This is a genomic window from Neisseria sp. P0019.S002, from assembly GCF_051957155.1.
In the GTDB taxonomy this organism is placed as follows: domain Bacteria; phylum Pseudomonadota; class Gammaproteobacteria; order Burkholderiales; family Neisseriaceae; genus Neisseria; species Neisseria perflava.
This window is the reverse complement of sequence record NZ_JBQCWS010000002.1, coordinates 300176-320179: the sequence shown is the minus strand read 5'-3', so window position 1 is coordinate 320179 and position 20004 is coordinate 300176. Positions and strand designations below refer to the sequence as shown.

General features: G+C 49.4%; 19 protein-coding genes and 2 tRNA genes. 6 read left to right on the top strand and 15 right to left on the bottom strand.

What is annotated here, in order from left to right:
• Positions 1-11 precede the first annotated feature (11 nt).
• Complete coding sequence (gene rsmH / locus ACTHTY_RS04910; RefSeq protein WP_107723761.1) at positions 12-974, bottom strand: 16S rRNA (cytosine(1402)-N(4))-methyltransferase RsmH; 963 nt, start codon at positions 972-974, stop codon at positions 12-14.
• Positions 971-1426 (bottom strand): division/cell wall cluster transcriptional repressor MraZ, encoded by a 456-nt coding sequence (gene mraZ, locus ACTHTY_RS04905; protein ID WP_039861849.1) that lies wholly within the window; start codon positions 1424-1426, stop codon positions 971-973. The genes rsmH and mraZ overlap by 4 nt, the downstream gene beginning before the upstream one ends.
• 401 nt (positions 1427-1827) lie before the next feature.
• Between mraZ and ACTHTY_RS04900 the strand changes: the two genes are divergently transcribed.
• The 3 genes from ACTHTY_RS04900 (at position 1828) to ACTHTY_RS04890 (ending at position 3244) form a co-directional block, all read left to right on the top strand.
• Positions 1828-2979 (top strand): class I SAM-dependent methyltransferase, encoded by a 1152-nt coding sequence (locus tag ACTHTY_RS04900; RefSeq protein WP_371459628.1) that lies wholly within the window; start codon positions 1828-1830, stop codon positions 2977-2979.
• A 106-nt stretch (positions 2980-3085) separates the two neighbouring features.
• Positions 3086-3162: transfer RNA gene (locus ACTHTY_RS04895), tRNA-Met, on the top strand.
• A gap of 6 nt (positions 3163-3168) precedes the next feature.
• Positions 3169-3244, top strand: a tRNA-Ala gene (locus ACTHTY_RS04890).
• A gap of 146 nt (positions 3245-3390) precedes the next feature.
• Here the strand turns inward: ACTHTY_RS04890 and ACTHTY_RS04885 are convergent.
• The 6 genes from ACTHTY_RS04885 to ACTHTY_RS04860 form a co-directional block, all read right to left on the bottom strand.
• On the bottom strand, positions 3391-3795 hold the full coding sequence (locus ACTHTY_RS04885; RefSeq protein WP_107723763.1) for a ClpXP protease specificity-enhancing factor: 405 nt from the start codon (positions 3793-3795) through the stop codon (positions 3391-3393).
• A gap of 11 nt (positions 3796-3806) precedes the next feature.
• Entirely contained in the window at positions 3807-4412 is a 606-nt protein-coding gene (locus tag ACTHTY_RS04880; protein ID WP_039861850.1) for a glutathione S-transferase N-terminal domain-containing protein, read from the bottom strand.
• Between the two features lie 214 nt (positions 4413-4626).
• A complete protein-coding gene (locus ACTHTY_RS04875; RefSeq protein WP_198341499.1) occupies positions 4627-5415 on the bottom strand; it encodes a cytochrome c1 in 789 nt (262 codons plus the stop codon).
• Between the two features lie 14 nt (positions 5416-5429).
• Positions 5430-6779 (bottom strand): cytochrome b, encoded by a 1350-nt coding sequence (locus tag ACTHTY_RS04870; RefSeq protein ID WP_003681866.1) that lies wholly within the window; start codon positions 6777-6779, stop codon positions 5430-5432.
• An 18-nt stretch (positions 6780-6797) separates the two neighbouring features.
• Positions 6798-7379 (bottom strand): ubiquinol-cytochrome c reductase iron-sulfur subunit, encoded by a 582-nt coding sequence (gene petA, locus ACTHTY_RS04865; protein WP_070504243.1) that lies wholly within the window; start codon positions 7377-7379, stop codon positions 6798-6800.
• A gap of 123 nt (positions 7380-7502) precedes the next feature.
• Positions 7503-8252: a Nif3-like dinuclear metal center hexameric protein gene (locus ACTHTY_RS04860; protein WP_440366625.1), complete on the bottom strand. Its 750-nt coding sequence runs from the start codon at positions 8250-8252 to the stop codon at positions 7503-7505.
• Positions 8253-8427: 175 nt separating this feature from the next.
• Between ACTHTY_RS04860 and ACTHTY_RS04855 the strand changes: the two genes are divergently transcribed.
• The gene (locus tag ACTHTY_RS04855; RefSeq protein WP_003748251.1) at positions 8428-9354 is read left to right on the top strand and encodes a LysR family transcriptional regulator; all 927 of its coding nucleotides are present in this window, start codon (positions 8428-8430) and stop codon (positions 9352-9354) included.
• A 75-nt stretch (positions 9355-9429) separates the two neighbouring features.
• On the opposite strand, the gene ACTHTY_RS04850 is transcribed toward ACTHTY_RS04855, so the two are convergent.
• The 5 genes from ACTHTY_RS04850 to ACTHTY_RS04830 form a co-directional block, all read right to left on the bottom strand.
• Complete coding sequence (locus ACTHTY_RS04850; RefSeq protein ID WP_440366624.1) at positions 9430-10080, bottom strand: TIGR01621 family pseudouridine synthase; 651 nt, start codon at positions 10078-10080, stop codon at positions 9430-9432.
• A gap of 1 nt (position 10081) precedes the next feature.
• On the bottom strand, positions 10082-10660 hold the full coding sequence (locus tag ACTHTY_RS04845; RefSeq protein ID WP_070645607.1) for a TMEM165/GDT1 family protein: 579 nt from the start codon (positions 10658-10660) through the stop codon (positions 10082-10084).
• 289 nt (positions 10661-10949) lie between these two features.
• Positions 10950-11420, bottom strand: a complete 471-nt coding sequence (locus ACTHTY_RS04840) for an antibiotic biosynthesis monooxygenase family protein (RefSeq protein WP_440366623.1) — start codon at positions 11418-11420, stop codon at positions 10950-10952.
• A 39-nt stretch (positions 11421-11459) separates the two neighbouring features.
• Positions 11460-11897 carry a cytochrome b gene (locus ACTHTY_RS04835; protein WP_440366622.1) on the bottom strand — a complete coding sequence of 146 codons (438 nt, stop codon included), beginning with the start codon at positions 11895-11897 and terminating at the stop codon, positions 11460-11462.
• 23 nt (positions 11898-11920) lie between these two features.
• Positions 11921-12376 carry a hypothetical protein gene (locus ACTHTY_RS04830; RefSeq protein WP_440366621.1) on the bottom strand — a complete coding sequence of 152 codons (456 nt, stop codon included), beginning with the start codon at positions 12374-12376 and terminating at the stop codon, positions 11921-11923.
• A gap of 188 nt (positions 12377-12564) precedes the next feature.
• On the opposite strand from ACTHTY_RS04830, the gene ACTHTY_RS04825 reads away from it, so the two are divergent.
• Positions 12565-12969 carry a MarR family winged helix-turn-helix transcriptional regulator gene (locus ACTHTY_RS04825; RefSeq protein WP_263341883.1) on the top strand — a complete coding sequence of 135 codons (405 nt, stop codon included), beginning with the start codon at positions 12565-12567 and terminating at the stop codon, positions 12967-12969.
• A 65-nt stretch (positions 12970-13034) separates the two neighbouring features.
• On the opposite strand, the gene dnaJ is transcribed toward ACTHTY_RS04825, so the two are convergent.
• Positions 13035-14204, bottom strand: coding sequence for a molecular chaperone DnaJ (dnaJ, locus tag ACTHTY_RS04820; RefSeq protein WP_308538533.1), 1170 nt, complete (start codon positions 14202-14204; stop codon positions 13035-13037).
• A 210-nt stretch (positions 14205-14414) separates the two neighbouring features.
• Between dnaJ and leuS the strand changes: the two genes are divergently transcribed.
• Positions 14415-17045: a leucine--tRNA ligase gene (gene leuS, locus ACTHTY_RS04815; RefSeq protein WP_440366620.1), complete on the top strand. Its 2631-nt coding sequence runs from the start codon at positions 14415-14417 to the stop codon at positions 17043-17045.
• Positions 17046-17314: 269 nt separating this feature from the next.
• Here the strand turns inward: leuS and adhE are convergent, their stop codons facing one another.
• Positions 17315-19930, bottom strand: a complete 2616-nt coding sequence (gene adhE / locus ACTHTY_RS04810; protein ID WP_440366619.1) for a bifunctional acetaldehyde-CoA/alcohol dehydrogenase — start codon at positions 19928-19930, stop codon at positions 17315-17317.
• Between the last annotated feature and the right edge of the window lie 74 nt (positions 19931-20004).

Sequence of the window (20004 nt, the reverse complement as noted above, 5' to 3'; positions counted from 1 at the left end):
GAAACGCTTCCCTAGTCAACAACCGAAAATTCGTCGCTGCTGCGCTCCGCCACACGCAAAACTGCACTGCGTGCACGCGGATTAGCTTCAGTCTCTGTCGAACCCGGTTTGATTGCTTTGCCCACAGCCTTCAAAGGCGGCTGAGGCAAATCCGCCTCTTTGACCACTGCCCAACGGGGTAATGGCGCATGTTGCGAATATTTTTTAATAAACTGCTTCACAATTCTGTCTTCCAGCGAATGGAACGCAATGACAGCCAAGCGTCCACCCTCTTTCAGACGGCCTGCAACCTGCGGCAAAACTGCCTCTACCTCTTCGAGCTCGCGGTTAATAAAGATGCGAATTGCTTGGAAGGTGCGCGTTGCAGGGTCTTGTCCGCGCTCACGAGTACGGACGTTTTGCGCCACAAGCTGCGCCAGCTTGCGGGTTGTATCGATGGGACTCTCCTCGCGTTGCGCAACAATGGCGCGCGCAATCTGGCGACTAAACCGCTCTTCACCATAATTCTTAATGACCTCGTGTAAATCCTGTTCGGATGCGGTTGCAATCCATTCTGCCGCAGACATCCCGCGAGTCGGATCCATCCGCATATCCAACGGCGCATCAAAGCGGAAACTGAATCCGCGGCTGCCATCGTCAATTTGCGGCGACGAAATCCCCAAATCAAAAAGCGCACCGTCAATCTTATCGATGCCTAATTCATCCAAGGCCGTCTGAAATGTTTCAAAACCATTGTGTACGACACTGACACGTTTATCTTGGGCCGCCAGCTCATTAGCTACCGCAATCGCCTCCGGGTCTTTATCAAAAACAACCAAACGACCCTGCTCACCCAAACGTGACAAAATCAGCCGGGAATGCCCTCCCCTACCGAACGTACCGTCCACATAAATCCCGTCTTCACGGATTGCTAACGCATCCACCGCCTCATGCAACAAGACAGTAACATGCTGATAATTTTCAACTTTACTCACAATTGCAAATCCGTTTGACTTAATTGGAAAGCCAATTCATCAGGATCGATATCCAAAGCCTGATTCATTTCCTCTTCCCAATGTTCGCGACCCCACAACTCCATACGGTTTGCACGGCCAACCAAAGTAACTTCTTTTTCAAAATCCACACGTTTGCGCAGATTGGCCGGAATCAAAACACGTCCGGCGCTGTCCCACTCCAAAATCTCCGCATTGTGCAGCAGCAGATTTTGATACCGTTGCAAAGCTTCATTGCCGGCAACTTTCAACTTCAAAATCTGCTCGGCTTTTTCTTCCCAAACGGGCTCGGGGTACATCAATAATTTTTTTCGGGAATCCAGTGTGACCACAATTGCAGGCGTATAACGGCGCAGCAAAATATCGCGGAATTTGGCAGGAATCGCCAACCGCCCTTTACTGTCCATACTCAATTCATGAGCACCGCCAAACACATCACACCCCAAATTCGATTAAAATAAAACTAGAGTGGGATTAAAAATCCCACCTTCCTAAAATATTTCGTTTTCACTTCTACGGAACACTTTTTGGGAAAAGTAACCACTTTCACCCACTATGCCCCACTAACCGACACTATAAGAAATTTTGGCAATCAGGTCAAATCAACCCTTTATCTGAAATGAAACACTAAACACTTAAAATTCAATAGCTTATATATACAAAAATGCATGACAAATTAATATGCCAGCCATTTTATATGGCATAAAACACCATATCTAGTATTGTTTATGTTTTTAAAATACTACATATAGTATTTTTACACCCGATTATCACCCCTCTCACAAGGGGCTATAATATACAAACAAATTCAAATTTTTTACATTATCTAACAGTCATGAAGCCACAACTCCCCCTCCCTTCCACTGATGCACAAGCCTCTTCAGCACACCTGACGAAGCTCATAAAAAACGAAATTGAACAACATCAAAACTGGATACCCTTTTCCCGTTTTATGGAGCTTGCCCTTTACACACCTCAATACGGCTATTACAGTGGAGGCAGCCATAAAATCGGCACAGACGGCGACTTCATTACTGCCCCAACCCTCTCCCCCCTATTCGGACAAACCCTTGCCAAACAACTTGCCGAATTACTGCCGCAAACAGCAGGCAATATCTATGAATTTGGTGCAGGTACAGGCCATCTTGCCGCTACTTTGTTACAAAATCTTTCAGACGACCTGAGTCATTACTACATTATTGAGCTATCAGCAGAGCTTGCAGAGAGACAACGTCAACATATTCTTGAGCACACATCTCCCGAAGCAGCCGCCAAAATCATCCACCTCACCGCATTACCCGAACACTTTGACGGCATCATCATCGGCAACGAAGTATTGGATGCCATGCCGGTTGAACGCTTAATTTATCAAGATGGAGGATTTCAACAAATCGGCGTGAGCCTAGAGAATGACGAGCTAATCGAAGCCATCAGACCATTGACCCAATCCGAACTGATACAAACAGCCGCCTTATATTTTCCTCCCCTCCCTTCATACACAAGCGAGCTGCATCCGGCACAATATGCCTTTATCCAAACCCTGGCCGCTAAATTACAGCGCGGCGGCATGATATTTATCGATTACGGCTTCGACGCCGCCCAGTATTACCATCCGCAACGCAAAGAAGGCACATTTATCGGCCACTATCGCCACCACACCATCCACGACCCATTTTTCAATATCGGCCTAACCGATTTGACTGCGCACGTCAATTTCACCGATATTGCACGCGCCGGCACGGAAGCAGGTTTGGACTTAATCGGCTACCTGCCCCAATCCTATTTCCTGCTCAATCTCGGCATCACTGATCTACTTTCACAAATCGGCAGCCCGGATTCGGTTGAATATATCCAAGCCGCCGCCGCAGTACAGAAACTGATACATCAGCACGAAATGGGCGAACTTTTTAAAGTGATCGCTTTTGGCAAAGACATTGATATCGATTGGACAGGCTTCAGCCACGGCGATATTTGCCATAAGTTATAGCCTGACAACCTACTTTTTATTTTTTAAAAACAATAAGAAATAAAAAAAAGCAAAATTAGCGCTTGCCAAATATTCAAAAAAAACTATAATAGCGACTTCACGAAACGGCGAATTAGCTCAGTCGGTTAGAGCAGAGGAATCATAATCCTTGTGTCCGGGGTTCGAGTCCCTGATTCGCCACCAAATTTCGGGGGTATAGCTCAGTTGGTAGAGCGCTTGCATGGCATGCAAGAGGTCAGCGGTTCGATCCCGCTTACCTCCACCACTAAACAAAAAAGCTCTTGTTAAACACAAGAGCTTTTTTGTTTGGCTTAATCTTAATTAATAACTGATTGCTCATTAATTTTGCCACCTCAATACCCAATCAATAAAGGCCGTCTGAAACATTTCAGACGGCCTCTTGTCTTTTAATTACTTCACAAGCTTCAATACTTTTTTCGGTTTTTCTTCCGCAGATTCAGCTTTTTTATCTTCGACCACTGCAGCTTCGATAGAAGCAGGCTGATATGGTTCTACCTCAAACCCCATACCCTCTCCACTTTCGCGGCCAAATATACTGACAATATGACCGACCGGAATCCAAATCTCGTGCGCTACGCCGGAAAAGCGTGCAGAAAAATTGACCCACTCGTTGTCGATATTCAAGTTATGGCTGGCAGTAGGGCCAATATTTAAAACAATTTCATTGTCACGCACATACTGCATCGGCACACGGGTATGTTCATTTACCCAAACAACGATGTGCGGTGTTTGGTTATTGTCCAAACACCATTCATACAAAGCACGCAACAAATACGGTTTGGTTGAAGTTGCCATATATCCATCCTTTAGCGGCGCATGGCTTTTTCAGCCGGCGTCAATGCCTCAATAAAGGCTTCGCGTTGGAAAATACGCTCGGCGTACTTCAGCAAAGGCGCAGCAGATTTACCCAGTTTGATGTCGTAATAGTCCAAACGCCACAGCAGCGGAGACAAGGCAACATCAATCATAGAAAAGTCATCGCCCAAGATGTATTTGTTTTTAGTAAAAGATGGTGCCAACAATGTCAAACCATTGCCAATGGCTTCACGCGCTTTAGCTTGTTCTTTATTGGTAGATTCAGGGTTTTCCAACACTTGTACCAAGCTGAACAATTCTTTTTCCATACGGTACAGCACCAAACGGCCGCGACCGCGCATAACAGGATCACCCGGCATCAACTGAGGATGAGGGAAACGCTCATCAATGTATTCGTTGATGATGTTTGATTCGTGCAAAATCAAATCACGCTCAACTAGAACCGGTACTTGGTTATACGGATTCATCAAAGCCAAGTCTTCAGGTTTATTGAACACGTCCACATCTTTGATTTCAAAATCCATGCCTTTTTCGTACAGCACAAAACGGCAGCGTTGGCTGAATGGACAAGTAATACCCGAATACAAAGTCATCATAATCTTCTACTCCTGATCAATCTTTTCAGACGGCCTTAAGCCTTATAAAAATTCAGAAAGAATTATACATAATTTCAAATACTTAATCCAGAAATTTAAAATAACACACTGTTTACATTAAGCAATTTTTAGATTTGCATTAATCCGACATAAATTGATTAAGCAAACAAAAAAGGCAAACCTGAAACAGGTTTGCCTTTTTGATTCAAAAGAATTAATGAACGTCTTTCCAGAATTCTTTTTTCAGGAAGTACGCCAACGGCAACATTACGGCAAACAGGAATGTCAAAACCATGTAACCGATACGGTGGCGTTGCAATTGAGCAGGCTCACCCATGTATACCAGGTAGTTTACCAAATCGCGCACATACGCATCGTACTCTTTTTGGATCACTTTACCGTTAGGCAGGCGACGGCTGTGCAGACCGGTAGATTCCCAATACAGCTTAGGAGTCAGGTTGCCATGCTCGTCTTTAATCATAACAGGCTGACCTTTAGCATCCAACTCAACGGCTTGAATACCTTGTTGCTCCCACAATGGGTGAGGCATACTCGCGCCGGCCAAAACAGTATTGTTCCAACCGTTCGGACGAGTTGGGTCTTTATAGAAACCGCGCATATAGGCGTACAGGTAGTCTGCACCTTTAGAACGAGCAATCAGGGTCAAATCCGGCGGAGGCGCACCCAACCATTTGGAGGCATCTTTCGGATCCATTGCCGCTACCATTACGTCACCAACGTTGTCTGTTGTGAACATCAGGTTTTTCTTGATTTCATCTTCAGTCAAACCAATATCTTTCAGACGGTTGAAGCGCATACCGCTTGCAGAGTGGCAAGACAAACAGTAGTTTGTAAAGATTTGCGCACCGTGCTGCAGACTGACTTGATCACGCAGGTCGATATCGACTTTTTCGTAGTTTGCATGGCCGCCGCTGGCGACGGCTGCACTCATAGGCACTGCCAGCAATAAGGCAGCAAACCAGTTTTTCAGAGTTTGTTTCATTTTCGCTGCCCTCATCAGATATTGGTTGCAAACAAATAAGCACCAACAACGGTAATACCGACGTAAACAAAGAACATAATTTTTTGTTTAGTAGTGCTCATGGTTACGCGTTCAGGAACTGGTTTGTTGGTATCCAGTTTGGTATAGAACGGCATACCCAGGAAGAATGCAAAGTAGACGAAAGACAGGATACGTGCCACCAAAGTACGAGTATCAGTTGCTACCATTGCACCCAAAATACCCAAACCGATGAAGGCAATGATGAACAGAACCAACGCAGTTTTGAAGATTGGGCCGCGATAACGGACAGATTTAACCTCGCCTTTATCCAACCAAGGCAACAAGGCAATCAGTACAACTGCTGCCCCCATACCGATTACACCCCATACCTGAGTACCGGCAAAGGAAGGAATCGCACGCAAAATTGCGTAGAACGGAGTGAAGTACCATACCGGCGCAATGTGAGGAGGTGTTTTCAGCGCATTAGCTGCATCGAAGTTTGGCGCTTCCAAGAAGTAGCCGCCGCCTTCAGGTGCAAAGAACAACACAGAACAGAAGACAATCAGGAATACAACGACGCCCAAGATGTCTTTAACGGTGTAGTAAGGATGGAATGGGATACCATCGCGTGGAATACCGTTTTCGTCTTTGTTTTTCTTGATTTCAACACCATCAGGGTTGTTAGAACCCACTTCGTGCAGGGCGATGATGTGAGCCACAACCAAGCCGAGCAATACCAGAGGTACTGCGATAACGTGCAGGGCGAAGAAGCGGTTCAAAGTAACGTCGGAAACGTTGAAGTCACCACGAATCCAAGTGGACAAATCAGGACCGATAACAGGGATGGCGGAGAACAGGTTAATAATTACCTGCGCACCCCAGAAGGACATTTGACCCCAAGGCAACAGGTAACCCATAAAGGCTTCTGCCATCAATGCCAAGAAAATCAGGGAACCGAAAATCCACACCAATTCACGAGGTTTTTTGTATGAACCGTAAATCAGACCACGGAACATGTGTAGATAAACGACGATGAAGAAGAAAGATGCGCCGGTGGAGTGCATGTAGCGGATAATCCAGCCGCCGGACACGTCGCGCATGATGTACTCTACTGCGGTAAAGGCAGCAGGCAGATGGTAGGCGTTAAGGTTGCCGTCCGGTTTGTAGTTCATGGTCAGGAAAATACCGCTGACGATTTGAATTACAAGGACAAGCAGGGCCAAAGAGCCGAAGTAATACCAGAAGTTGAAGTTCTTCGGCGCATAGTATTGAGCCAAATGCTCATTCCACATTTTAGACAGAGGGAAGCGAGCGTCCATCCAGCCTAACAATGCTTTTGCTTTGCTATTGGTTTGGTTTGCCATAATTATCGTTCCTTATTTTTAGTCTTCGCCCACCAAAACAGTTGTATCGCTCAGATATTTGTAAGGCGGTACAACCAAGTTGGTCGGTGCAGGAACACCTTTGTATACTCGGCCTGCAATGTCGAATTTCGAACCGTGGCAAGGGCAGAAGAAACCGCCTTTCCAGTCTGCACCCAAGTCGGCGGGAGCAATGTCGGGACGGTAAGTCGGAGAGCAACCCAGGTGGGTACAGATACCGATAGCGACGAGAAGGTTCGGCTTGATCGAACGGGTCTCGTTTTTACAATTTTCGGGCTGATGATCCACTTCGGAATTAGGGTCTGTAACTGCACCATCCAAACTTTTCAAGTCTTTGAGCTGTTGATCTGTGCGGTTGACCAGCCAAATCGGTTTACCCTGCCATTCGGCAGTCAGCATTTGGCCTGCTTCGATTTTGCTGACATCTACTTCGACAGCAGCACCAGCAGCCTTAGCTTTCTCCGATGGGAAGAAGCTGGCCACGAAAGGCGTAGCTACGCCTAGAGCCGCCACACCGCCTGCACCGCAAGTAGCCAGTGTCAGGAAACGGCGGCGACCGTTGTTGATTTCTTGATTATCCATTATTCAGTCGTCCTAAAATTTTGGGAATACCGAGCCATTAAACAGCGTAATTCTACCTAGTTTGTTGTAATACTCAAAGCATTATTTAAAATAAGGTAAAGTTTTTATGATATTGCTCAATACTCAGGCAGGGTTGTTTTCATCAAAGTGAACCACTTCGATACCGAATTTTTCTGCCACGGCATCGCCTAAGGCACGTACGCCGTAGCGTTCTGTCGCATGATGGCCGGCACTGATAAATGCCACACCCGTTTCATTGGCAAGATGATATTGCGCTTCCGAAATTTCACCGGTCAGATACGCATCGACACCTTCGTCTACGGCTATCTGAAAAAATCCCTGCGCACCACCGCTACACCAGGCAATACGTTTGATTTCGCGTTCAAGATCGCCGATAACGGTCGGCTTGCGGCCGAATACCGCCTCAATGCGTTCAGACAACTGCGCCAACGTTTGCGTGGTTTTCAGACGGCCTGTATTCAACAGGTTTTGCTCGCCGAATTGTTTTTCGAGCGTCCAATCGAGTTTCTCGGCCAACTGTGCGTTATTGCCTAATTGCGGGTGCGCATCCAGCGGCAGATGGTAGCCCGCCATATTGATTTGGTGTTGCAGCAAGGTTTCAATGCGTGCTTTTTTCCAACCGGTAATCGTGACAGGCTCGCTTTTCCAAAACATGCCGTGGTGAACCAAAAGCAGATCCGCCCCCTGCTCTACGGCAAAATCGATTGCAGCTTTGCTGGCGGTAACCGAAGTGGCGATTTTGGCAATTTCTTCTTTGCCTTCGACCTGCAAACCGTTGGGCGCATAGTCCTTAAACAGCCCGATCTGCAATGTCTCATCGCACCAAGCCAGAATTTCGCGGCGTAAAGCCATATTCCGCTCCTTATATCTATCTTCAAAAACAGCTTCGCATTCTAACCGCAAAATCTGTTTATGCCTCAAATTCTTACATTCCGATTTCAGCAATCATTCCCAACATTAATCATTTGCACATCATCATGAATTATTTTAATATACCCCACCTTACCTACAGGCCGTCTGAAAACACATGGACTCTATTATCGAATTGCGTCATCTCAAAACCTTGCTGGCTTTAGAAGAAACCGGCAGCGTTTCCCTTGCCGCCAAACGGGTTTTCCTGACCCAATCCGCCCTGTCGCACCAAATCCGCGCCTTGGAAAATTATTACGAAACGCCGTTGTTTGAACGTAAATCCACACCTTTGCGCTTCACTCCGGCCGGTATGCGCCTATTGCAACTGGCGCGTGAGCTGTTGCCGCAGGTTGCCGCCGCCGAACGTGATTTGGTGCGGATTATCGAAGGCGAAGCCGGCGAACTCAGACTTGCCGTCGAATGCCACACCTGCTTTGACTGGCTGATGCCTGCCATGGGCGAGTTCCGCCCGTTATGGCCGCAAGTTGAATTGGACATCGTCTCCGGTTTCCAAGCCGATCCGGTCGGGCTGCTGCTGCAACACCGCGCCGACCTTGCCATCGTTTCCGAAGCCGAGCCGCTCAACGGCATCAGCTACCGCCCCCTGTTTGCCTATGAAATGGTCGGCATCTGCGCAGAAGACCACCCGCTTGCCGACAAAGACGTTTGGGAAGCCGAAGACTTTATCGACGAAACCCTGATTACTTATCCCGTCCCCGACGAAATGCTGGATTTGCCCAAAAAAGTGCTGCTGCCCAAAGGCATTAATCCGCCACGCCGCCACAGCGAGCTGACCATTGCCATTATTCAATTGGTTGCTAGCAAACGCGGCATCGCCGCCCTGCCCTATTGGACGGTCATGCCGTATTTGGAAAAAGGCTACGTCGTCCACCGCAAAATCACTTCAGACGGCCTGCAGAGCAAACTTTATGCCGCCATTCGTACGGAAGACGCCAACAAAGGATATCTGGACAACTTCTGCCAAATCACGCATGACCGCTGTTTCGCCGACTTGCCGGGTTTGAGCGAATTGGAAATGTAAACTTGAAACAATCAAAAGGCCGTCTGAACAATTTTCAGACGGCCTTTTTTAATATACACAAAAATCTCACTGTTTCTATTCGGATTCATCCGAACCCAAACACGCCAACAAATCGATTTCAGACGGCCATGTTTTATCGGGCGCAACCCGAATATCGAAATGCTCGCCGCGATAGTCGAAAACCAAACGCCAAGCGTGCAAAAACAGATGTTCCGCCTCATCGCCGCCATACGGTGTATCACCCAAAATCGGACTGCCTATGCTTTTCATGGCTACGCGCAGCTGATGGGTTTTGCCGGTAAACGGCTGCAACACAAACAGGCGCAAACCGGGCTTCAGGCTTTGGCTGCTGAAACGGGTAACGGCAAAATTATCCTCGTCACGCGTCAGCTTCCATGTACCGCGCCGCGAACGCGCCATACCGCCTTTCACCCAGCCCTGTTTTTTCGCCGGCTTGTGCGTACCGAGTGCCAAATAAGTTTTACGCATGGTTTTCTCGGCAAACTGTGCCGACAAAGCGGCCGCGCTGTCGCGGTTGAGCGCAAACAGCAACAGGCCGCTGGTAGCTTTGTCCAAACGGTGAACCAGCCACACGCGTTCAACGCCGAGCTGCTGCGCCAGCGAAGCGGTCAGGCAAACATCCCCTTCCGATTCGCTGTGCACCGATACGCCGCAAGGCTTATTGATGACCACAAAGTCTTTGTGTTCAAAAACAATGTCCCACATTTCAGACGGCCTTCAACACAATACCGTCGCCAAGCAGGGTCAAAATACCCAGCAGGCAGAACAAGATACACGCAACAATGCGCACTGCTTTGGCCGGAATCTTGCGCATCAGCATTTCGCCCAAATACACGGCAGGCACAGAAGCAATCATCAAACCGGCAATACTGCCGACCACGACCAGCAGGATAGATTGGTATTTTGCTGCCAAAAGAACCGTCGCAATCTGCGTTTTATCGCCGATTTCAGCCAAGAAAAACAGGACAACCGTCGCCGTAAATGCGCCGTATTTCAGCCACTTGCCATCAGGGTCTTCGTCTTTGTCCGGCAACAGCAGCCATAATCCGACCGCAATAAAACTGCCGCCGACCACCCATTTCATGACTTCGGGCGAAATAGCGGATGCCAGCCAGACACCGAGTGCGGCTGAAACAAGATGGTTCAACAGGGTTGCAATAAAGATACCGGCAACAATCGCGTTCTTGTGGGCAAAACGTGCTGCCAAAAAGAGCGCGAGCAATTGCGTTTTATCGCCGATTTCGGCAATGGCAACGCCCAGCGTCGAGGAGAAAAAAGCTTCCATGATTTAAGATACTCAACCGAAAAGCGGGCAAACAAAAAGCGCTGTGCATACCGCCCGCAAGGGTATGGACAACGCTTACGTCTTGCCTGTCTTCCGATAAAGCAGAGAAGATACCGCTGCCACGGCCGCACAAGCCGATTATGTTGACAACGGTTTCGGCATTGCGCCGAATGGCTACTCCCGTAAGAGTGAAGCGCGAATTGTAAGGCAAACCATAGCCTGAAGCAACAAAAAGAAAAACAAAAGGCCATCTGAAACCTCATTCAAGCAGGTTTCAGACGGCCTGCGATTACTTGCCGCATACTTCAAATTTACGGCCGAATCCTTTGCCATTATATCTGCCAAAACCATGCGGCATATCGTTTTCAATCACTTTAAACAAACCCGGGCTGGCTGTAACCCCTTCAGGCATATTATCCGGCAGGGCCTGACGCATCTTGGCAGTAGCGGCTTTAAAATCTTCCATATTGCGCCAACGGGCTACGTTGACCAAATGATATTTACCGTTTGGATCTATATTTTGGTGCAGGCGCGTAGCTATATAGCCCGGCTGGGTTTTCAAAAAATCACGCGCTTTTTGCCAAGAAGCCAAAGCTGCGGCTTCTTTACCCTGCGGCACTTCAAAAGTATTAATGAGGACGACACTGTTTTGAAAGGCTTCACATTTTTCCTGCCACTGTTTGGCATTTGCAGTACAACCGACAGCGACAAAGGCAGTGGCGGCAGCGGCAATCAGAGCTGTTTTTTTACGGATATTCATATGGATAGTTCCTTATAGGTTTGAATTGATGTGAGATATTTAAGTTCTTCCGAACATTCGGGGCATTACGGATTCGCCTTTGATGTAGTGGTAAACGACCATGCCGATATGTCCCAGAGACAAGAACAGCAATGAAAATGCCAGTGCTCCGTGAATCTGTCCTTCCTGAGTAATTTGTCTCATAACACCTGTGACTGGAACGGCAAGCATCAGAAGATACATTGCCCAATGTCCAAATTTGGCAGCCATACTGCCAACCGGTCGATTGCTGGACTGGCGGATTGCCCGCATCACACGCCAAGCAGACAATATCAGCAGAAGAAAGCCAACCGCCTTATGAGGATTAGTCAAAAACTTCAGACTTTCATCCATATTCCAAGCAATGGCGGTTGCAAACATAAACAGATAGCAGGCCGCCATAGTCCAATGCAGAAAGCGGGTTGTAGTGCCGTAACGTTGCGGAATATCAGGTTTCATGATGTTTTCTCTTAAATTAACAATTAAATGGATTTCAATTTGTGTTTACGGATAGAAAATCCGTCTTTCATGCTCAGTCCCAACAGCGTCAGATTAGTCACACCGGCAATCAGTTCTACGATTTGAACGATATAAAACACGCTGTCAAACTGTCCGGCAGAAGCGCGGTTATTCAAGAAAAAGGCACAAGGCAGCAAAATCAGCATTCCGTTGGCAGCGATAAACGGCATGCGTCGGCGTTTCGCGGCAATCGCGGCGTGTTTGCTTTTGCCGCCCATTTTCATGCCTGTTGCGCCTGCGGTTGCCATGCAGGCAATCAACCCGAACAGCGCATAAACAATGATTTGCTTCACGGTGGCGACGGTTTCGTGCGAGCCGAAGAGTTCGCTGAACACGGTGCTGCTCCAAAACGAAGCGATGAATAAAAATGCGCCCACCCCTGCGGCGGCGTGGATTTTGCGTAAAGTATTGCGGTTCATTATGGTTTCCTTGAACATTTAAGAGAGGTCGTCTGAAAGCATTTAAATAGCAAGCTATCTAGTTGAAATAAGTATAGCGTGCTATGGATTAAGATAGCAAGCTATATTTGTGATATAATCCGCAACAATCTGATTTTAAAGGAAACAAAGTGAACGACTCATTCAAAGACCAATCAGCCGGCTATTTGATGAACCATATTGCCCGCCAATTTGCCATTTTATTGAGCGAAGGCTTAAAACCACTGGGGATTGCGCCTGCACAATTTCCAATTTTGATCGAGCTATGGAATAAAGACGGCTTGAGCCAACAGGAATTAGTTGAGCGTGCCGATTTGAAGCAGGCAACGATTGCCAACACTCTGGCACGGATGGAGCGAGACGGATTGATTACACGGGAGCCTAATCCTGAAGATGCACGCAGCCGTTTGATTATGCTGACAGAACACGCGCGTACTTTACAATCAAGCTCCACCGAAATTGCCAAAGCCATCAATCAAGAATCCTTGGCGGATCTGTCGGCAGACGAGCAGAAGCTGTTTTTGGAAATGGCACAGAAGATTATATTGAAGCAACAAAAGATGATAAAAGTCTGAAAAATATAAAAAAGACCGTCTGAAACCCAATGTAAACAGGTTTCAGACGGCCTTTTTCACAGCGATTAATTATCGGAGAACAAATCGCCTACTTTTTCGCCTACTTTTTCCCAAAACGATTTTTTGCGCGGGGTTTGGCTGAGATTGAGGCCGGAGGAGATTTTTTCAAATTCTTCCAACAACTCTTTCTGACGGTCGGTCAGGTTGACCGGAGTTTCAACCAAAATGTGGCAGTACAAATCGCCGGTCGAGCTGGAACGCAAAGACTTGATGCCTTTACCTTTCACGCGCATACGGCGGCCGGTTTGCGTTTCTTTCGGAATGTGCAGTTTGACTTTGCCGTCCAAAGTCGGCACTTCGACTTCGCCGCCCAATGCGGCAATGGCAAAGCTGATCGGCAGTTCGCAATGCAGGTCTAAGCCGTTGCGCTCAAAGATTTTGTGCTGTCTTACGCGGACATTGACGTACAAATCGCCTGCCGGTGCGCCGTGTTGACCCGGCTCGCCCTCGCCGCTCAAGCGGATGCGTTGACCGTCGTCGATGCCTGCCGGAATGTTGACTTCAACCGTTTTGCTGGTCTTGGTGCGGCCTTCACCACGGCATTTGACGCAAGGATCTTTGATTTCTTTGCCTGTGCCGTGACAAGTCGGACAAGTCTGCTGCATTTGGAAAATGGCTTGGCGGACGTGTACCGTACCTGAGCCGTGACAGGTCGAACAAGTCGATGCAGATGTGCCCGGTTTGGCACCTGAGCCGTGGCAGACATCACATTCTTCGTAAGTTGGAATGTTGATGCGTTTTTTCACGCCTTTGGCGGCTTCTTCAAGCGAAATCTCTATGCCGACCTGCAAGTCCGCGCCGCTGTAATCCGGCTGACGGCCACCTGCGCTGCCGCCACCGCCGAACATTTGGCTGAAAATATCGGAAAAATCGAAGCCTTGCGCACCACCGAATCCGCCTTGGCCACCGAAACCGCCAAAGCCACCGAATCCGCCCGCACCTGCGCCCTGTTCAAACGCGGCATGGCCGTATTGGTCGTACATGGTACGTTTTTCCTTGTCAGACAAGGTGTCGTAAGCTTTTTGGACTTCTTTAAATTTTTCTTCCGCTTCTTTGTTGTCAGGGTTGCGGTCTGGATGGTATTTCATTGCCAGCTTGCGGTAGGCTTTTTTGATTTCATCGTCGCTAGCACTGCGGGCAACACCAAGGGTTTCGTAAAAATCTTTATTGCTCATAATTTTGATAGTGTTAAGAATGAATTCAAACTGGGTGGGATATGTGGGCGAGTATCAAAAACTCAAGTCAGTATTTTCAAGGCCGTCTGAAATTGTGCTTTTCCGACATCCAAACATTCAGACGGCCTTTGTCAAACCGACAGGCCCGACAACCTGCTATAATCCCATCTTTATTTTTTCCAACGTTTTCAAGCGAAAAACAGAATGACCATGCAAGAACATTACCAACCCGCCGCCATTGAGCCTGCGGCGCAGAAAAAATGGGACGACGAGCGTATTTTCAACGTCTCCGAAGACGCTTCCAAACCCAAATACTACTGCCTCTCCATGTTCCCCTACCCCAGCGGCAAGCTGCACATGGGGCATGTGCGCAACTACACCATCGGCGACGTATTGAGCCGCTTCAAACTCTTAAACGGCTTCAACGTCATGCAGCCTATGGGTTGGGACGCGTTCGGCATGCCTGCGGAAAACGCGGCGATGAAAAACAACGTTGCCCCCGCTGCTTGGACGTACGACAACATCGAATACATGAAAACCCAGCTCAAAAGCCTGGGTTTTGCGATTGACTGGGAGCGCGAAGTCGCCACCTGCAAACCCGAATACTACCGCTGGGAACAATGGCTGTTTACCAAGCTGTTTGAAAAAGGCATCGTCTATCGCAAAAACGGCACGGTAAACTGGGACCCGGTCGACCAAACCGTCCTTGCCAACGAACAAGTCATCGACGGACGCGGCTGGCGTTCAGGCGCGTTGATCGAAAAACGCGAAATCCCGATGTATTACTTCAAAATCACGGATTACGCCGAAGAGCTGCTCAACGACTTGGACAAGCTGGAACACTGGCCGGAACAAGTCAAAACCATGCAGCGCAACTGGATCGGCAAATCTCGCGGCATGACCGTGCGCTTCGCCGTTTCAGACGACAGCAAACAAGGTTTGGAAGGCGATTACTCGAAATTCCTGCAAGTTTATACCACCCGTCCCGACACGCTGATGGGCGCGACTTATGTTGCCGTTGCCGCCGAGCATCCGCTGGCAACCGCCGCAGCCGCCGACAAACCTGAATTGCAAGCATTTATCGCCGAGTGCAAAGCCGGCTCCGTTGCCGAAGCCGATATGGCGACGATGGAGAAAAAAGGCGTGCCGACCGGCCGCTACGTCGTCAATCCGCTCAACGGCGACAAGCTGGAAGTGTGGATTGCCAACTATGTATTGTGGGGCTACGGCGACGGCGCAGTGATGGCTGTTCCGGCGCACGACGAACGCGATTTCGAGTTCGCCACCAAATACAATCTGCCGAAAAAACAAGTCATTGCCGTCGACGATAACGCATTCGATGCGAACCAATGGCAAGAATGGTACGGCGACAAAGAAAACGGCGTATTGGTCAATAGCGGCGACTTGGACGGCATGAATTTTCAGACGGCCTTCGACGCCATTGCCGCCAAGCTGCAAAGCCAAGACGCAGGCGAACCGAAAACCCAATACCGCCTGCGCGACTGGGGTATTTCGCGCCAACGCTACTGGGGCTGCCCGATTCCCATCGTCCATTGCGAAAAATGCGGCGACGTACCCGTCCCCGCCGACCAACTGCCCGTCGTTTTACCCGAAAACGTCGTACCCGACGGCATGGGTTCGCCGCTGGCAAAAATGCCAGAGTTTTACGAAACCACCTGCCCATGCTGCGGCGGCGCGGCGAAACGCGAAACCGACACCATGGACACCTTCATGGAATCGAGCTGGTATTTCTTCCGCTATATGTCGCCCAAGTTCGCAGAAGGCATGGTATCGACTGAAGCCGCGAAATACTGGAGCGCGGTCGACCAATACATCGGCGGTATCGAACACGCCATTTTGCACCTCTTGTACGCGCGTTTCTTCACCAAACTGATGCGCGACGAAGGCTTGGTCAATGTTGACGAACCGTTTGAACGCCTACTGACTCAAGGCATGGTCGTCTGCGAAACCTACTACCGCGAAAACGACAAAGGCGGCAAAGACTGGATCAACCCTGCCGATGTCGAGCTGACTTTTGACGACAAAGGCCGCCCTGTTTCCGCCGTTCTGAAAGCAGACGGACTGCCAGTCGTCATCAGCGGCACAGAAAAAATGTCCAAGTCCAAAAACAACGGCGTCGATCCGCAAGAGCTGATTAATGCCTACGGCGCGGACACCGCCCGCCTGTTCATGATGTTTGCCGCACCGCCCGAACAGTCCCTCGAATGGAGCGACAGCGGCGTCGAAGGCGCAAACCGCTTCCTGCGTCGTCTGTGGCGTACCGTTTACGAATACCTGAAGCAAGGCGAAGCAGTCAAAGCGTTTGCAGGTAACCAAGACGGTTTGTCTAAAGAACTCAAAGACCTGCGCCACAAACTGCATTCCACCATCGCCAAAGTCAGCGACGACTACGGCCGCCGTCAGCAGTTCAACACCGCCATCGCCGCCGTAATGGAATTGCTCAACCAATACGACAAAACTGACACCGGCAGCGAACAAGGCCGCGCCGTCGCCCAAGAAGTATTGGAAGCCGCCGTACGCCTGTTGTGGCCCATCGTGCCGCACATCTGCGAAACCCTGTGGAGCGAATTGAACGGCGCGAAACTGTGGGAAGCAGGCTGGCCGACAGTCGATGAAGCCGCTTTGGTCAAATCCGAAATCGAAGTAATGGTTCAAGTCAACGGCAAACTGCGCGGCAAAATCACCGTCGCCGCCGACGCATCCAAAGCCGACCTCGAAGCCGCCGCCCTTGCCAACGAAGGCGCAGTGAAATTCATGGAAGGCAAACCTGCGAAGAAAATCATCGTCGTTCCCGGACGCTTGGTGAATATCGTCGTCTAAACCGCTTTTAAGGTTTAGCCATACGGATAAAGGCCGTCTGAAACTTGGAAACAAGTTTTCAGACGGCCTTTTATTTTGGCTTTCAAGTCAAACCGTTATTTCCTTTAAGTGAAAAGTTCGCAATTAAATCAAAGCATACCGATATTTTTTAAACCATCGTATTCCAATGAAAACCTTAGCTTTGATAAAAACTAAGGTTTAGCCGAATAAAGAAAGGCCGTCTGAAACCCTATATTCAGGTTTCAGACGGCCTTTTTATCTGCCCGATTTTATTCGCCGTAGTAGGCTTTGGTCAGGATTTCTTCCATATCGGCCACCATGGCGAGGCGCGGGTTGGCCGGGGTGCATTGGTCTTCAAAAGACATCATGGCCAGCTCTTTTCTGCCGTCGAGGAAGGTTTTCTCATCGATGCCCTGCTCTTTCAACGACATTTTGATGCCGACGTTGACCGCCAGCTCATGGCAGGCGCGGGCGAAGGATTCTACGCCTTCTGCCGGTGTGCTGCATGGCAGGCCTAAGGTACGGGCGATTTCCTGATATTTCAGATCGGCTTTGTAGTAGTTGTACTTCGGCCAAGTGGCGGTTTTCTGCGGACGCGTGCCGTTGTAGCGGATGACGTGCGGCAGCAGGATGGCGTTGGCACGGCCGTGCGGAACGTGATATTTGCCGCCGATTTTGTGTGCCATCGAGTGGTTGATACCCAAGAACGCATTGGCAAACGCCATGCCTGCGATGGTAGAGGCATTGTGCATATGCTCGCGCGCTTCGGGATCAGCCGCACCGTGTTTGTAGGAGCGTTCGAGGTATTGGAACACGAGCTTGATGGCTTGCAGGGCAAGGCCGTCTGTAAAGTCGTTCGCCAGTACGGAAACGTATGCTTCTACGGCATGGGTCAGTACGTCCAAACCGGTATCGGCGGTTACGCCTGCCGGTACGGTCATGGTAAACGCAGGGTCGACAATCGAAATGGTCGGTGTCAACGAGTAGTCGGCAATCGGATATTTTTTGTCGCCGTCGCTGATGACGGTAAACGGTGTTACTTCGGAGCCTGTGCCCGACGTGGTAGGAATACCGATAAATTTGGCTTTGCGGCCCAATTCAGGGAAGCGGAAGGCGCGTTTACGGATGTCCATGAATTTTTGTACCAAGTCTTCAAAATCGACTTGCGGCTGCTCGTAGAAGAGCCACATGGCTTTGGCCGCGTCCATTGGCGAGCCGCCGCCCAGTGCGATAATGGTGTCCGGTTGGAAGCTGCGCATCAAATCCGTGCCTTTATAGACGGTTTGGACGCTCGGATCGGCTTCGACATCGGTAAACAGCTGGATGGTCACTTTGTTTTTGCGTTGATGCAGTTGGTGGGTGATTTTATCGACAAAGCCCAGATCAACCATCGAACGGTCGGTCACAATCATGACTTTTTCGCAGTCTTTCATGTCTTGCAGATATTGAATGGAATCGCGTTCAAAATAGATTTTGGCGGGCACTTTGAACCATTGCATGTTGTTTCTCCGACGGCCTACTTTTTTGATGTTTAACAGATTGACTGCGCTGACGTTGCCGCCGACGGCGTTTTTACCGTAAGAGCCGCAACCGAGGGTCAGAGAAGGCAGGAAGGCGTTGTACACGTCGCCAATGCCGCCGAAGGTGGAAGGCGAATTCCAAATCACACGCAGCGCTTTGACGCGGGAGCCGAACGTTTTGACCAATTCTTCATCGGCAGTATGGATGGCGGCGGAGTGTCCCAAACCGTCAAAGGCGACCATTTCTTCGGCGAACTTCAAACCTTGTTCGGTCGAATCCACCTTAATCATGGCCAAAACAGGCGAAAGTTTTTCGCGGGTCAGTGGCTCGTTCGGACCGACTTCGCGGCATTCGGCGATGATGATGTTGGTTTTTTCAGGTACTTTAAACCCGGCCTGCTCGGCAATCCATGCCGCCGGTTTGCCCACTACCGCAGAATTGAGTTTCGCTCCGCCGCAGCTGGCGCAATTCGCCGTTACGCCGAAGATAAACTCTTCGAGCATGGCTTTTTCTTTTTTGTTGGCAAAGTACACGCCGTAAGATTTGAATTCTTCGGCCAACTCTTTGTAAATCTCTTTATCGGCAATCACCGCTTGCTCGCTGGCGCACACCATGCCGTTGTCGAAAGATTTCGACATCACAATATCGTGTGCCACCTGTTTGATGTCCGCCGTTTTTTCAACATAAGCAGGTACGTTGCCCGCCCCGACGCCGAGCGCAGGTTTGCCGCAGGAATACGCGGCTTCCACCATCGCATTGCCGCCGGTCGCCAAAATCGTTGCCACGCCCGGATGCTTCATCAGCGCGGAAGTGCCTTCCATAGACGGCTTTTCAATCCACTGGATACAGTTTTCCGGCGCACCGGCCGCAATCGCCGCATCGCGCACGATACGCGCTGCATGGGCGGAGCACTGCTGGGCGGACGGATGGAAGGAGAAAATAATCGGATTGCGGGTTTTCAGCGCAATCAAAGATTTGAAAATGGTAGTGGAAGTCGGATTGGTTGTCGGCACAATACCGCAAACCACGCCGACCGGATCGGCAATTTCAGTAATACCGGTTACATCGTTTTCGCTGATGACGCCCACGGTTTTCAAATCGCGCAGACGACGCACGACGTTTTCACAGGCAAACAGGTTTTTGGTTGCCTTATCCTCAAACACGCCGCGTCCCGTTTCTTCCACCGCATGCATGGCGAGTACACCATGTTTGTCCAACGCGGCGATAGAGGCTTTGGCCACAATAAAATCAATCTGCTCCTGATCCAACTTAAGAAACTCATCCAACGCCCGTAAACCCTTTTCAACCAGGCTGTTTACCTCGGCTACGGCTGGGCTGACGACGTTGTCGGCTGATGCGTTCATGGTGTATCTCCTTAATAAAAGGTGGCAATAAGGTCAATAAATTTTCACTACGATAACTATAGGTAATTTAGTTA